Raw genomic sequence first — 13,616 nt, 5'->3', positions numbered from 1 at the left:
GTGGTGGCCGGCTGTGATCAGGCTGAGGGATGGTGGCAGAGCCAGATGTACGCCTCCGGCTGGTCCCGGTTCCACTCGTCGGCCTGCTCCTGCGGCACCGCGCGGAACCCGGCGGCGGTGTAACAGCGCAGTGCGGGGGTGTTGGCGGGGTTCACCCGCAGGCACACCGCCGGCTTCCGGCGCAGCGCCTCCCCGGTCAGCAGGGCAACGAACCGACGCCCCATGCCGCGACCCCGGTGTCCCGGCGCGACGATCAGGCGGGCCAGCTCCACCTCGGCCTCGTCCTCGTCCACCCACATCTCGCCGAACCCGACCAGCTCACCGGCCTCCACCAGCCCGTACGCCTCGGTGTCCGGCTGCGCCACCCAGCCGGCGACCGTCTCCGGGGTGACCTCGTCCCGGGAACACCACCACCGGGTCTCCTCGACCGACGCGGCCCACCCGGCCACCGTCCCGGCGTACGCTCCGTCGAACCGCACCAGCTCCAGCTCCATGCGCCGCCCCTTCCCTCACAATCGATGGCGTCGCCGGCGGCGGTGAATCGCGCGGAAGTCGTCCTGCCGGGGACCTCCGCCGGCCGCCCCTGCCCGTAGATGCCAGGCCCGCACCGCCGGATGGGACACCCCGTATCGCGTCCGGTCACCGCCGGGTGAGCGTGCGCCAGCGTAACGACGGCGGACCTTGATGAGGACCGAATTGCCGACGTCACGACACCGGTCGGGCGTGCGTCAGGCGCGACCAGCCCGAGCGGTGAGCGGATGATCGGATCGGACCGCAGCGGTCGGGCGCGGACCAGGCGCCGAAGCCCAGAGTTGATGCCGGAAGGGAGGTCCTCTTGATCTCGGCACTCAACCGGCTGGTCGACCACGTGGAGAAGCACCTCACCGAGGAGCTCGACCTCGACGGGTTGGCCAGGAAGCTCGGCACGACCGAGTACCACCTACGCCGGATGTTCTCCTCGCTGGCCGGCATGCCGGTCTCGGAGTACGTGCGCCGGCGCCGCATGACGGCCGCTGCGGCTGACGTCGTCAGCGGCGACGACGACCTACTGTCCATCGCGGTACGGCACGGGTACGGCTCGACCGAGGCGTTCGGGCGAGCGTTCCGGGCGGTGCACGGTGCCGGCCTCAGCGAGGTACGCCGTGACGGAGGCCCCCTACGCACACAACCACAGCTCAGGTTCCGCCTGACCGTCGAAGGGAGCACTCCCATGGACACCCGCATCGTCGACCGCCCCGCGTTCCGGCTCGTCGGACACTCGGCCCGGGTCCCGTTGATCTACGAGGGCGTCAACCCGCACATCCACCGGCATGTCACCTCGTTCCCGCCGGAGGAGCACCTGCGGTTGAAGGCGATGAGCAACACCGAGCCGGCCGGGATCCTCGCGGTCAGCGACGACCTCGACGCCGACTCCGCCGAAGGCACCGAGTTGACCTACCTGCACGGGGTCGCGATCACCGGCGACACCCCGCCACCCGACGGGCTGGACGCCATCGAGGTCCCGGCCGGTACGTGGGCGGTCTTCCGCAGCTCGGGGCCGTACCCGAGCACGCTCCAGCAGACCTGGGCCGCGACCGCCACCGAGTGGTTCCCCTCGAACCGGTGGCGGTTGCGGCCGGGTCCGTCGATCGTCGCGGTCCTCGAACGCGCCGAGGACTTCAGCACCGCGACCTGTGAACTGTGGCTGCCCGTAGAGCCGACGTGACCAGCTCCACAAACACCTGACCCGCACCGGACCCCGACATCCGGCCCGGCCGCCTATCGGTCCTACACCCGAGGCGGCCGGGCCGACCCGAGTCCGTCAATTCGACCGGTCGGTCGTCGAGCAGCATCAGCCGACGGCGCACCACGACCATGGCACCTGGCTCGACGCCAAGAGCAGTGGCGACTTCGGCCGGAGCCACCACCTCCGCGGCCCCCAGCAGCTGCTGGCTCCCGACACCGCCGCCAGCCGCAGCCTCGGCCTTCCAGGCTTCAGCCGCACCAGTCGTGACATAGGGCATGGAGACGCTCAGCCAACCCTGGTTAGCCATGGTCAACCTCCAAGTCACGTGGGTTCGCCTGGACAGCGTAGGCAGGCCAGGGACGCTCGCCTCGTACATGTTGGACGCCCTCGCGGAACGTCCCGACCTCTCCCCGGCGGAGCTTCGGGGCCGCTTCCTGGGCTGGCTTCCCCGCCGTCGCTGACCACCAGTGGCGGCCGGTCTCCGACGAGACCGACCGCCACCAGGGTTCGCCGCTAGTCGGCCGTGAAGGCGAGGTTCGGGGAGAGCGCGATGGCCAGTTGCTGCTTCTCGGTCAGTGCGAAGGCCGGTCCGATGCCGCCGCTGGTCTGGTTCACCTCGAGCCGGGAGCCGTCCTCGCGAAGCACGACGATCGTCCGCTTGCCGGCGCGGGTGCTGTCCTTCTCGGTGATGTCGGTGGTGATCCGGTACCGCTCGCCCTTCGGCCCCTCACCGTGGCGGCAGCTGACGGCCTTGGACGGCTTGCCGCAGGTGAGCCCGCCACCCGGTCCGATGCGTCGGATGTTCACCGAGAAGAGCGCCGGGCGGGCCGACCCCTTGGTGATCTTGGCTCCCCCTGAGTAGCTGTCGATGGTGTTCTCGCCCCTGGATTCCGACCACACCTTCTCCAGCTCGACCGAGTGGCCTCCCGTGATGCCGGGCACCTGGGCACGCAACGCGGCGAGGACGGCCTTGTCGAGCCGTTCCTTCTGGGCGGGGTCCTCCGGAGCGCTCGGCCAGATCGCCGGGCCCGATGGCGCCTCCCTGCCGGGAGGCAGGGGACCGAGTTCCACGGCCGGATCGGACGCGACGGCGGTCATCTGCTCGACCGTCAGCGGAGGCGGCCCCTGGGACAGGGTGTTTCTCAGGTGCAGGATGACCGCGGTGCCGTTCGGCCGTAACACGGTGACCATGCGGGTCTGCCAGTAGTCGCGCTCGGGTGCGCCGGTGGCATGGGGAACTTCCGCGATCCGGACCTGTCGGCCGTTCGACCCGGTGCTCTCCCGACACTCTTCGGCAGCGACCTGCTCCCTGGTGCAGGGCGACTGCTCGAACTGGTGCCGGGCGTTCCGCGTCACCTGTACTGCCAGGGTGCCCTGGGCAGCTCCGACGGCGATGTTGCCCTGGACGGAGAAGCCTTCGACGGTGTCGCGGGAGCTCTGGTTCGTCGTCCATTCGGGCCGGTCGTGGGGGGTGGTGGAATCCGGCCAGGTGATCCAGGGGGCGACGCGTCTCAGGGACGCGACGACGACGGCGTCGACGCGCTGCCAGTCCGCCTCGGTGCCGGCCATGGTGACTCCGGGGTCGACGCCCGGTGGGACGGCCGAGGTGTGCGGGCCCCACAGCAGGTTGGCGGTGAGGGTCACCGCCAGGACGGCAGCCGCGCCGGCTCCGCCACCTCCCCAGAGCCGTAGCTTCCTGGCCCGTCGTTGCCGGCTGATGATGTGGTCGACGTCGATTGTCGAGACCGGCGAGTGTCCGATCGCCTCGTCGAGTGCCTGTCGGTAGCTCATGCCCACTCCTCCCTGGGACGTCCGGCCGGGTTGGCGGCGAGGGCGCGCAGCGCGTCGAGGCCGCGCGCGGCCTGACTCTTGACCGTGCCGGGGCTGATGCCGAGGATCCCGGCGGTCTCCTCCACCGACAGGTCGCAGTAGAAGCGCAGGACGACCACCGCCCGACGCCGGACCGGCAGTTGTCCGAGCAGGTCGAGCAGCATCTCCCGGTCGGCGAGGGCGGGCTCGGCCTGGTACAGGTCCACCTTTTCGGGGAGTTCGTCGACGCTGCGTTCGCGTCGCCACGGCCGGCGTCGCTCGTCCAGCCAGGCGTTGGTCAGCATGCCGCGCACGTACGCGTCGAGGTTCTCCACCGTGCGGACCCGCCGCCAGTGCCGGTAGAGCTTGCCGAAGGTGATGGAGACCAGGTCGTCGGCGGTGTGCCAGTCGCGGCAGAGCAGGTACGCCGTCCGGCGCAGCGAATCCAGCCGGGCGACCACGAACTGCCGGTACTCCTCCTCGTCCGCGCATCTCACCGCACGGAACCCGCGTTTACCGTCATGCCCAGGAAACGGAGGGTGTCGCCCCGGAGGTTGCCTCGACCGTGGTGGCGAACGGCCTCGGGAAGGGCCGTTCGCCACTACGATCCGGAGGGCGGTCAGGTCTCACGGGGGAGCGGGGCGGCCGGTCAGGGCCTGGTGGAGGGCCCGGCAGGCGGCGTCCTCGGTGTCGTGGGTCTCCCGGACGTCGTGGACGCCGCGCTCGTAGAGGCCGATCTCCCACCGGCCGTCGGGGGCCCGGCGCAGGAACCAGAAGTCCGGCGGGAGCGGCACGTGTTCGTGGACGTCCTCCAGCTCGAAGGCCTCCGGGGAGAGCCCGGTGTGCAGCAGGACGTTACGCAACTCGTGCCGGTCCACCCGCCGTCTCCTGTCCTCCTCGATCCACCACCGCTCAGCAGACGGTGACACCGGCCGTGGTGCCGCACTGCCCCTGTGGCGTGGCGGTGAGATCCTCCTCCACCAGGTACCCGTTCTCGATCAACCAGGTGATGCTGAGCTTCGCGCCGGCCTCGGGCAGGTACTTCTGCTCCAGTTTGAACTGGGTGCCCATTCCGGGCTGGGCGAACCAGGGCGCGGTCGGCCCGGAGTCGACGGTGAACGACTTGAGCACGCAGTAGACGTGGTAGTTGGCCAGCGGCGCGGTTTCCGGGGTGCTCAGGTTGGCCGGCGGCAGCGACCGGGAGCCGAACGGCGTGCCGAGCGGCGAGAGGTAGGCGCCGCCCGGAAAGCCGAACCGGTCGAGCCGGTAGCCGGGAAGCAGGGTCTGCGCCGCCTTGACCGGGCTGCCCTCCGACCCGACGACGAACCCGCCGGCCGGCGGGTAGACGTACGACTTCTGCGCCGCGTTCGTGTACTGGTCGAGGAACTCCTGCTCGGTGAGCCCACCGAAACGCTTGTACCCGCCGAGCAGCGGCCCGACCGGGTCGGAGGTCAGCGCCTGGGACGGGCCGAGGAGCTGGTTGTCGTCGTACGCGGTGGTCGGCGGCGCGTTCGGGGGCGTACCCGGTCGGCATGGCGAGGCGGACGCCCGACTGTCCTGCTGCTGGCCGCCGGTCTGGCTGCCCGGGGGCGAGGGCGTCGGACTCTGCTCGACGCTGGGCGAAGGCGAAGGCGAAGGCGAAGGCGAGGGCGTGGCGGGCGCGGTGACCGGCTGCCCGATGACCGCGCCCGCCGGTTGGGCGGGCAGCGGAAGCAGGACGAAAGCGACACCGGCCAGTAGCGCCAGAAGTCGACGGTCGATCGCCATGGGAACCTCCTGAAGACGATGGATCAGTGACCTTCATCCTCAAGAAGTTTGTACGTGAATGTGAGCAGCCATACCTTTCATACTCCAAAGGAGGAAAGTGCTCACATCTCCCTTTTGCCTGGATCGCTCCCGTTCCCTGATCTGCCGCTCGACCACCAGCGCACGACTACCACCGACCCGCCGGCGTACGCCAGTGGGGCTCAGCGCTCCAGGATCGCCGTGACGCCCTGGCCGCCGGCCGCGCAGATCGAGATCAACCCCCGGCCGCCGCCCTGCTCGGCGAGCAGTTTCGCCAGCGTGGCGACGATCCGGCCACCGGTCGCGGCGAACGGGTGCCCGGCCGCCAGCGACGATCCGTTGACGTTGAGCCTGTCCCGGTCGATCGGGCCGAGCGGCGTGTCCAGACCGAGCCGTTCCTTGCAGAACTCCGGCGACTCCCAGGCGGCGAGGGTGGCCAGCACCTGCGAGGCGAACGCCTCGTGGATCTCGTAGTAGTCGAAATCCTGCAACGTCAACCCGGCGCGGGCGAGCATCCGGGGCACCGCGTACGCGGGGGCCATCAGCAGCCCCTCGTCGCCGTGCACGAAGTCCACCGCCGCCGTCTCGGACCAGGTGAACCAGGCGAGCACCGGCAGACTCCGCTCCCGCGCCCACTCCTCGCTGGCCAGCAGCACCGTCGACGCGCCGTCGGTCAGTGGGGAGGAGTTCCCGGCGGTCATGGTGGCCAGTCCACCGTCGGCCCCCTTCGTGCCGAACACCGGCTTCAGGCCGCCGAGCCTCTCCAGGGTGGTGTCCGGGCGGAGGTTCTGGTCGCGGGTCAGCCCCAGGTACGGCGTGACCAGGTCGTCGAAGAACCCCCGGTCGTACGCGGCGGCGAGCCGCTGGTGCGAACGGAGCGCCAACTCGTCCTGGGCCTGGCGGTCGACGCTCCAGCGCAGGGCGGTGCGGGCGGCATGCTCGCCCATCGACAGCCCGGTACGTGGCTCCGCGTTGCGCGGGATCTCCGGCTTGAAGGGCTGGTGCGGACGGAGCTTCGCGGCGATCCTCAGCCGCTGGCCGAGGGTGCGGGCAGAGTTGAGTTGGAGCAGGGTGCGGCGCATGTCCTCGTTGACGGCGAGCGGGGCGTCGGAGGTGGTGTCCACGCCGCCGGCCACACCGACGTCGATCTGTCCGAGGGCGATCTTGTTGGCGACCAGGATGGCCGCCTCCAGCCCGGTGCCGCACGCCTGCTGGATGTCGTACGCGGGGGTGTGCGGGTCGAGCTTCGAGCCGAGCACCACCTCGCGGGTCAGGTTGAAGTCCCGGGAGTGCTTGAGCACCGCCCCGGCGACCACCTCGCCGAGCCGCTGCCCGGCCAGGCCGAACCGGGCGACCAGACCGTCGAGCGCCGCGCCGAGCATGTCGGCGTTGGACGCGCTCGCGTACCGCGAGCTGGACCGGGCGAAGGGGATCCGGTTCCCGCCGATCACCGCGACCCGTCGGATGCTCTGCACGATCCCGCCTCCTCGAAACACTTGCCCCAACCCTACTCACCAGTAGGCTACGCCTATGACCGACAGGTACGCGAGCTTCGTCCAATCGGGGGCCGGTCGCGCGCTGGTCAAGCGCCTCGGGCTGCCCGACCCGCCCCGCCTGCGCCGGCACCGCCCCGGTGACCCACTGCTGCCCGGCCCTGCCCTGCTCGGTGCCGCGACCGCGGGTCGACTCGCCGAACCGGTCGGCCGGATCCTCCGCGCCGCCGGGGTCGAGCCGACCACCGACGATCCGGCCGCCGGGGGCGACGTGGCCGCCGCGTCCGCCGACACCCGCTTCGGTGCCCTGGTGTACGACGCCACCGGCATCACCGAATCGACCGGCCTGCGGCAGCTCTACGACTTCTTCCACCCGTACGCCCGGTCGCTGCACGCCAGCGGGCGGGTGGTGGTGCTCGGCACCCCGCCCGACCAGTGCGCCACCCCGCGCGAGGCCACCGCCCAGCGGGCCCTCGAAGGGCTGACCCGCAGCATCGGCAAGGAGTTCGGCCGGGGCGTCACCGCGCAACTGGTGTACGTCACCGTCGACGGGGACGCCGGCACGGAGACCGGCCTGGAGGCGACCCTGCGGTTCCTGCTCTCCGGCCGCTCGGCGTACGTCTCCGGGCAGGTGATCCGGGTCGGCACCGGCCCGGCCACCGCACCGGCCGACTGGGACCGCCCGCTGGACGGGCAGGTCGTCCTGGTCACCGGAGCGGCCCGGGGCATCGGCGCGGCCCTGGCCCGGGTGCTGGCCCGCGACGGCGCACAGGTGGTCGTGCTGGACATCCCCGAGGCCGGGGACGAGCTGGCCGCCGTGGCCAACGAGATCGGCGGCACCGCCGTGCAGCTCGACCTGACCGCGCCGAACGCCGCCACCCGCCTCGCCGACCACCTCGCCGCCCGGCACGGCCGGGTGGACGTGGTGGTGCACAACGCCGGCATCACCCGGGACAAGACCATCGCCCGGATGAACGCCGACCGGTGGGACCAGGTCATCGACGTGAACCTCTCCAGCCAGGAACGCATCAACGACGTGCTGCTGGAGCGGGAACTCATCCCGCGCGGCGGCCGGATCGTCTCGGTCTCGTCGATCGCCGGGATCGCCGGCAACCGGGGCCAGACCAACTACGCCACCAGCAAGGCCGGCGTGATCGGGCTGGTCCACTCGCTGGCCCCGGCGCTGGCCGAGCGGGGGATCAGCGTCAACGCGGTGGCTCCCGGGTTCATCGAGACCCGGTTGACCGCCCGGATCCCGCTGGCGCTGCGGGAGGCGGGCCGCCGGATGAACAGCATGTCCCAGGGCGGCCTGCCGGTGGACGTCGCGGAGACCATCGGCTGGCTGGCCTGGCCCGCCTCCGGTGCGGTCACCGGCAACGTGGTCCGGGTCTGCGGCCAGAGCCTGCTGGGGGCGTGATGGGCAGGCGGGAGATCGAGCTGCCGCGCCTGCCCGCGTCGGGGCCGCTCTACCGGCGGGCGGTGCTCGGCTCGCTGCCCGGGGTGGGCGGCCGGCGCTCCGGTGAGTTGCCGGACGTCGCGCTGAGCGTCCGGGGCGTCACCGTGGACCGGGCGCACCTGGCGGACTACGACCGGGTCTGCGGGTTCCGGCTGACCGATGCGCTGCCCGGGACGTACCCGCACGTCATGGGGTTTCCGCTGGCGTTGCGGCTGATCAGCGCCCCGGGCTTCCCGATCCCGTTGGCCGGCGTGGTGCACGTGGGCAACCGGATCACCGTGCACCGGCCGGTCGACGCGGGCGAGGCCCTGGACTTCACCACGTACGCGGAGAACCTGCGCCCGCACCCGCGCGGCCGGCAGCTCGACGTGGTGCTGGTCGCCGCGGTCGACGGGCAGGAGGTCTGGCGGGGCGTGTCGACGTACCTCGGGCGGGAGCGGTCGGCGACCGGCGGACCGCGGAAGCAGAGCGAGTGGGCACCGGCTCCGACCGGGCCGGCGCTGTGGCGGGTCGGTCCCCGGGTGGGCCGGGACTACGCCCGGGTTTCCGGGGACCACAATCCGATCCACACCTCGCGACTGGGCGCGCGGCTGCTCGGCCAGCCGCGCCCGATCGCGCACGGCATGTGGAGCAAGGCCCGCTGCCTGGCCACGCTGGCGTCCCGCCTGCCGGCGGCGTACACGGTGGAGGTGGCGTTCAAGCTGGCGATCCCGCTGCCCTCGACGGTCGCCTTCAGCCCCCTGCCCGACGGCGGGTTCGCCCTACACGACGCCCGCACCGGCCGTCCCCACTTGGTGGGCCAGCTCACCTGACCGGTCCAGGCCGCTCCCGCATCGGCACGGGTGCAGGCTGGCCACGGGTCTAGAGCAGCCCGTGCCTGCGGGTGTAGGCCGGAAAGTCGGCATCCGTGATGGCCACACCTTTCCGCAGCTCGGCGGCAGCCAGGACGGACGCCTCCCCGAGATTGCGCTTCCCGGCACCGAGCCGGGTGGCCCACAACGTGAAGCACCGCACCTCGTCGAGAGTGTCCAGCTGGGCTCTGCGCAGCCAGCTCACCTCACACGCGGCGGTCAGCTCCGGACGGGTCGCAGCGCCTACCCGTAACTCCTCGATCACCACGTGCGTCGTCCAGCAGTCCGCGTCCATCAGCAGGTCTTGAAGTACGTCCAACCGGTCGGCGAGCGTGAAGTGGTGCAGAACCATCGTGTCGAGCACAAGAACGCGGTTCGCCTGTGCCCACAGGCTCACGGCGCGATCTCCAGGTCGTCCTCCTCCGGTAGATCCGCCTCCGTGATCTGGCCGTGCATGAGTTCGATTGCTCTGACCCGGGTGATCTGGTTCGCCCGCCAGGCATCCATCACTGCCTGCGCGTAAAGGGGTGGAACCCGCACCGACGCGAGATCAGGTTGGGGCACCCACCCCACAGCCTCCATGAACTCGGCGTGAGTGGGGCGGGGGTGACTCCATGCCTTCCGGGTCGCCACATCGATCACCCCGGCCCGCTCCGCCTGCCGCAGTGCCAGCAACCAGGAGGTGCGATACCGGGCGGCGTAACCGATCAGCTGGTTCCGGGTCATCGGACCGGCAGGCCGATTGGCCAGCGCATCAGCGGGCAGCAGCAACTCTGCCGCGAAGGCATCGATTGCCGCCTCCCGATCCGCGCGAGAGGTACTGACGCCCAGGTCACTCGAATACTCGTCGCCGATGATGAGGTGACCCAGCTCGTGCGCGGCAGTGGCTCGCCGGCGACCGGGATCGCCCTTCGTGCTCACGACCGCGACGGCGAACTCCGCGTCGATCAGCGACGCCCCGTCACCGGGCAGGTCGGTGACCAGCACCCACTGACCAGCGCACGTACAGATGTCCATGAGGCTGCCTATCGGCTCGTCGCCGAGGCCGAGTTGCTGCCGCAGCCATCGGGCCGCCTGTAGTGCGATAATCGCACACCTTGCCGTTCCGGTGGGCCAGACCACAGTCGCATTTGCGCAGGACCCCAAACCAGGGCTCGACAGTCACCCGGTCGTGGAGTATGTTCTTCTCAAGTTGAGTTGTTCTCTAACTGAGAGAGACGAGCGCGTGGACGAGCAGGAGTTCCTGGCGGGGTACGACCCCTCCGCGTATCCGACGGTCGCGGTCACCGTGGACGTGGTCGCCCTGACCATCCGCGAGGGAGCGCTGCACCTGCTGCTGGTCCGGCGCGGTCAACCGCCGTACGCAGGGCACTGGGCGCTGCCCGGCGGGTTCGTCCAACCCGACGAGGACCTCGCCACCGGGGCGCGCCGGGAGCTGGCCGAGGAGACCGGCCTGGGCGACGAACAGATGCGCCGCGTCCATCTCGAACAACTCGGCAGCTACGGCGATCCGGACCGCGATCCCCGGATGCGGATCGTCTCCATCGCCCACCTGGCCTTCGCCCCCGACCTGCCCGACCCGGTCGCCGCCAGCGACGCCGCCGAGGCGGCCTGGCTGCCGGTGGACGCGCTCGGCAACCGGCAACTCGCCTTCGACCACGCCCGGATCGTCGACGAGGGGCTGGAGCGGGCCCGCGCCAAGCTGGAGTACACCCCGCTGGCCACCCGCTTCCTCGACGCCGAGTTCACCATCAGCGAGCTGCGCGGCGTCTACGAGACGGTCTGGGGCCACCCGCTGCACGCCGGCAACTTCCACCGCAAGGTGCTCTCCGTACCGGGCTTCGTGGAGAGCACCGGCGCGACCACCGAGCGCGGCGGGGCCCGTGGCGGCCCGCGAGCGAAGCTCTACCGGGCCGGTGACGCCCGGCTGCTCCACCCGGCGCTGCTGCGCCCCGCCCGGGAGGAGGAGATCCGGTGAGGACGGAGGAGGCGATCCGCCTGGTCGCGGCGGCGCGCACCGACGACGACCTGTTCGGCACCGACGCGCCGGCCCACCGGTACCGCGAACTGGTCGCGGCCCTGCATCCCGACCGGCTCGGTCGGGCCGACGACCGGATGCGCGCCGCCGCCACCGACGCGTTCGTCGAGGTCACCACCCGCTGGCGGGCGACGACCCACGGTTCGGGGATCCTGCTCGGCGACTACCGGCTCGGCCGGCTCGCGTACCCCGGTGACCTGGCCGACCTGTACGACGTCGGGGCGGACCGGCTACTCAAGCTGCCCCGCCAGCCCGGCGACAACGACCTGATGGCCCGCGAGGCACACGCGCTGCGCATCCTTGAGGAGCGGGGCGACCCACGCCACCTGCCGTACGTGCCCCGGCTGGTCGACTCGTTCCGGCACCGGGACGCGGCCACCGGCGCGGAGCGGCGGGTCAACGTGCTGGCCGCCGTACCAGGGTTGCACAGCCTGGACGACGTGCGCCGGGCGTACCCGGACGGGCTGGACGGCCGGGACGCGGCCTGGATGTGGCGGCGGCTGCTGGTCGCCCTCGGCCTGGCCCACCGGGCCGGCGTGGTCCACGGCGCGGTGCTCCCCCGGCACGTGCTGATCGAGCCGGACGCGCACGGCGTGGTGCTGGTCGACTGGTGTTTCGCGGTGGTCGACGGCGGCACCGTCCCGGCGATGGTGCCCGGCCACGAGGACTGGTATCCGGCCGAGGTCACCGCGAAGCGGCCGTGCGGGCCGGGCACCGACCTCGCGATGGCCGCCCGCTGCATGACCTGGCTGATGGGCGACCGCGCCCCGCGCGAACTGCGTGCCTTCGCCGACGGCTGCCGCCTGCCGGCACTGACCGCCCGACCCGACGACGCCTGGCGACTGCTCGGCGAACTCGACGAGGTGCTGGAACGGCTCTACGGGCCGCGCACCTTCCGCCCCTTCACCCTCAATCCCTAGGGAGGCTGCCATGGGCAGTGGAATCTGGTCCACCAACGTGTACGACGCCGCCGACCGTTACCGGAAGGCCACCGGGAAGAGCGCCTTCTCCTACAGCGACAGCGGGGCCCGCACCGTGCACCCCGACCTCGACCCGCGCGGGACGACCCGGGAGAGCCGCGACTCCGACGAGCACCCGCAGTCGACCCCCATCGCGGTGCTCTTCGACGTGACCGGCTCGATGGGGCACGTGCCGCGCACCCTCCAGGCCAAGCTGCCGCAGTTGCTCGGGCTGCTGCTGCGCCAGGGCTACGCCCGTGACCCGCAGGTGATGTTCGGCGCGATCGGCGACGCCACCTGCGACCGGGCGCCGTTGCAGGTCGGGCAGTTCGAGTCGGACAACCGGATGGACGACGACCTCGGCAAGATCGTGCTGGAGGGCGGCGGCGGCGGCCAGATGATGGAGTCGTACGAGCTGGCCATGTACTTCATGGCCCGGCACACGGTCACCGACTCCTGGGAGAAGCGGGGCCGGCGCGGCTACCTCTTCATCATCGGCGACGAGCTGGCCTACGGAAAGGTCAAGCGCCGCGAGGTGTCCAAGGTGGTCGGCGAGGACCTGGGCGAGGACGTGCCGGTGCGCCAGATCGTCGACGAGGTGACCCGACGCTGGGACACCTACTACCTCCTCCCCGCCGGCAGCCACTACTCCGGCAGCCGGAAGGTGCTCGACTTCTGGCGCGACCTGCTCGGGCAGAACGCCATCGAGCTGGACGACCTGGACGCGGTCTGCGAGACCATCGCGCTCACCGTCGGACTCGGCGAGGAGGCCATCGACCTCGACGAGGGCCTGCGCGACCTGGACCGGCACGGGTCGGCGGCCACCGGCACGGTGTCGAAGGCACTGGCCCGGATCGGCGCCGGCCGGCGCACGGTGGTCTCGGCACTGCCCGCCACCTCGGCCCTGCCCGCGCCGCGTGGCGGCTCGACCCTGCCGGCCCCGCGCGGCGGCTCGACCGGAGGAGTCACCCGGCTGTGAACCACGTGATGGTGGTCGACCTCGGCTACGGCGACGCCGGCAAGGGCACCGTCGTGGACTGGCTCTGCGCGACCCGGCCGGTGCACACGGTGGTCCGGTTCAACGGGGGCGCGCAGGCCGCGCACAACGTCGTGCTCGCCGACGGCCGGCAGCACACGTTCGCACAGTTCGGGGCGGGTACGTTCCGCCCCGGCGTGCGGACCCACCTGTCCCGGCACGTGGTGGTGGACCCGTTGGCACTGGCCGCCGAGGCCGACCACCTCACCTCGGTCGGGGTGCCGGACGCCCTCGACCGGCTCACCGTCGACGGCGAGGCGCTGCTCGCCACGCCGTACCACCGGGCCGCCAACCGGGCCCGGGAGCTGGCCCGGGGAGCCGACCGGCACGGCTCCTGCGGGCTGGGGGTGGGGGGGGCCCGCCCGGGCCGGGGGGCCCCCCCCCCCCCCCCCCCCCCCGGGGGCGCCCCCCCCCCCCCCCGGGGGGGGGGGGGCCCCCGCCCCCCCCCCCCCCCGCCCCTCGG

At 71.9% G+C, this 13,616-nt stretch carries 15 protein-coding genes and 1 pseudogene; 7 read left to right on the top strand and 9 right to left on the bottom strand.

The features are described 5' to 3' along the window. Positions 1–17: 17 nt before the first annotated feature. The gene (locus ACIBJE_RS09970; protein WP_396745800.1) at positions 18–494 is read right to left on the bottom strand and encodes a GNAT family N-acetyltransferase; all 477 of its coding nucleotides are present in this window, start codon (positions 492–494) and stop codon (positions 18–20) included. Between the two features lie 341 nt (positions 495–835). Between ACIBJE_RS09970 and ACIBJE_RS09965 the strand changes: the two genes are divergently transcribed. Further along, complete coding sequence (locus ACIBJE_RS09965; protein WP_396745797.1) at positions 836–1,705, top strand: GyrI-like domain-containing protein; 870 nt, start codon at positions 836–838, stop codon at positions 1,703–1,705. Here ACIBJE_RS09965 and ACIBJE_RS09960 read toward each other — a convergent pair. The 6 genes from ACIBJE_RS09960 to ACIBJE_RS09935 form a co-directional block, all read right to left on the bottom strand. Next, positions 1,659–2,003 (bottom strand): UTRA domain-containing protein, encoded by a 345-nt coding sequence (locus tag ACIBJE_RS09960; protein WP_396746657.1) that lies wholly within the window; start codon positions 2,001–2,003, stop codon positions 1,659–1,661. The two genes, ACIBJE_RS09965 and ACIBJE_RS09960, sit on opposite strands and share 47 nt — an antisense overlap. A 236-nt stretch (positions 2,004–2,239) precedes the next feature. Continuing rightward, a complete protein-coding gene (locus ACIBJE_RS09955; protein WP_396745794.1) occupies positions 2,240–3,517 on the bottom strand; it encodes a hypothetical protein in 1,278 nt (425 codons plus the stop codon). Beyond that, complete coding sequence (locus ACIBJE_RS09950; RefSeq protein WP_396745791.1) at positions 3,514–4,032, bottom strand: SigE family RNA polymerase sigma factor; 519 nt, start codon at positions 4,030–4,032, stop codon at positions 3,514–3,516. Before ACIBJE_RS09950 ends, ACIBJE_RS09955 begins: the two co-directional genes overlap by 4 nt. A gap of 129 nt (positions 4,033–4,161) precedes the next feature. Next, a complete protein-coding gene (locus ACIBJE_RS09945; protein ID WP_396745788.1) occupies positions 4,162–4,413 on the bottom strand; it encodes a hypothetical protein in 252 nt (83 codons plus the stop codon). 34 nt (positions 4,414–4,447) lie between these two features. After that, positions 4,448–5,302: a TNT domain-containing protein gene (locus ACIBJE_RS09940; protein ID WP_396745784.1), complete on the bottom strand. Its 855-nt coding sequence runs from the start codon at positions 5,300–5,302 to the stop codon at positions 4,448–4,450. Between the two features lie 200 nt (positions 5,303–5,502). Beyond that, complete coding sequence (locus ACIBJE_RS09935) at positions 5,503–6,795, bottom strand: acetyl-CoA C-acetyltransferase (RefSeq protein WP_396745783.1); 1,293 nt, start codon at positions 6,793–6,795, stop codon at positions 5,503–5,505. A gap of 55 nt (positions 6,796–6,850) precedes the next feature. On the opposite strand from ACIBJE_RS09935, the gene ACIBJE_RS09930 reads away from it, so the two are divergent. Further along, entirely contained in the window at positions 6,851–8,230 is a 1,380-nt protein-coding gene (locus tag ACIBJE_RS09930; protein WP_396745780.1) for a 3-oxoacyl-ACP reductase, read from the top strand. Next, on the top strand, positions 8,230–9,081 hold the full coding sequence (locus ACIBJE_RS09925; protein ID WP_396746654.1) for a MaoC/PaaZ C-terminal domain-containing protein: 852 nt from the start codon (positions 8,230–8,232) through the stop codon (positions 9,079–9,081). The genes ACIBJE_RS09930 and ACIBJE_RS09925 overlap by 1 nt, the downstream gene beginning before the upstream one ends. Before the next feature lie 49 nt (positions 9,082–9,130). Here the strand turns inward: ACIBJE_RS09925 and ACIBJE_RS09920 are convergent, their stop codons facing one another. Both ACIBJE_RS09920 and ACIBJE_RS09915 read right to left on the bottom strand, forming a co-directional pair. After that, positions 9,131–9,517: a hypothetical protein gene (locus tag ACIBJE_RS09920; protein WP_396745778.1), complete on the bottom strand. Its 387-nt coding sequence runs from the start codon at positions 9,515–9,517 to the stop codon at positions 9,131–9,133. After that, positions 9,514–10,107, bottom strand: coding sequence for an ImmA/IrrE family metallo-endopeptidase (locus ACIBJE_RS09915; protein ID WP_396745775.1), 594 nt, complete (start codon positions 10,105–10,107; stop codon positions 9,514–9,516). The genes ACIBJE_RS09920 and ACIBJE_RS09915 overlap by 4 nt, the downstream gene beginning before the upstream one ends. A gap of 238 nt (positions 10,108–10,345) precedes the next feature. Between ACIBJE_RS09915 and ACIBJE_RS09910 the strand changes: the two genes are divergently transcribed. The 4 genes and pseudogenes from ACIBJE_RS09910 to ACIBJE_RS09895 all read left to right on the top strand — a co-directional run. Continuing rightward, a complete protein-coding gene (locus ACIBJE_RS09910) occupies positions 10,346–11,098 on the top strand; it encodes an NUDIX domain-containing protein (protein ID WP_396745772.1) in 753 nt (250 codons plus the stop codon). After that, a complete protein-coding gene (locus ACIBJE_RS09905; RefSeq protein WP_396745769.1) occupies positions 11,095–12,078 on the top strand; it encodes a serine/threonine protein kinase in 984 nt (327 codons plus the stop codon). Before ACIBJE_RS09910 ends, ACIBJE_RS09905 begins: the two co-directional genes overlap by 4 nt. 10 nt (positions 12,079–12,088) lie before the next feature. Continuing rightward, positions 12,089–13,096, top strand: coding sequence for a hypothetical protein (locus ACIBJE_RS09900; RefSeq protein WP_396745766.1), 1,008 nt, complete (start codon positions 12,089–12,091; stop codon positions 13,094–13,096). Further along, a pseudogene (locus tag ACIBJE_RS09895) lies at positions 13,093–13,525 on the top strand (adenylosuccinate synthetase); the annotation flags it as partial. The gene ACIBJE_RS09900 and the pseudogene ACIBJE_RS09895, both read left to right, overlap by 4 nt. Positions 13,526–13,616 lie beyond the last annotated feature (91 nt).

The organism is Micromonospora sp. NPDC050187, assembly GCF_044459745.1.
In the GTDB taxonomy this organism is placed as follows: Bacteria; Actinomycetota; Actinomycetes; order Mycobacteriales; family Micromonosporaceae; genus Micromonospora.
The sequence above is the reverse complement of the archived record's forward strand: the minus strand, read 5'-3'. Positions and strand labels throughout refer to the sequence as shown.

Coding starts and splice junctions, on each gene's coding strand:
- ACIBJE_RS09970 (WP_396745800.1), bottom strand. CDS start 494: ATGGAGCTGGAGCTGGTGCGGTTCGACGGAGCGTACGCCGGGACGGTG.
- ACIBJE_RS09960 (WP_396746657.1), bottom strand. CDS start 2,003: ATGCCCTATGTCACGACTGGTGCGGCTGAAGCCTGGAAGGCCGAGGCT.
- ACIBJE_RS09955 (WP_396745794.1), bottom strand. CDS start 3,517: ATGAGCTACCGACAGGCACTCGACGAGGCGATCGGACACTCGCCGGTC.
- ACIBJE_RS09940 (WP_396745784.1), bottom strand. CDS start 5,302: ATGGCGATCGACCGTCGACTTCTGGCGCTACTGGCCGGTGTCGCTTTC.
- ACIBJE_RS09930 (WP_396745780.1), top strand. CDS start 6,851: ATGACCGACAGGTACGCGAGCTTCGTCCAATCGGGGGCCGGTCGCGCG.
- ACIBJE_RS09925 (WP_396746654.1), top strand. CDS start 8,230: ATGGGCAGGCGGGAGATCGAGCTGCCGCGCCTGCCCGCGTCGGGGCCG.
- ACIBJE_RS09900 (WP_396745766.1), top strand. CDS start 12,089: ATGGGCAGTGGAATCTGGTCCACCAACGTGTACGACGCCGCCGACCGT.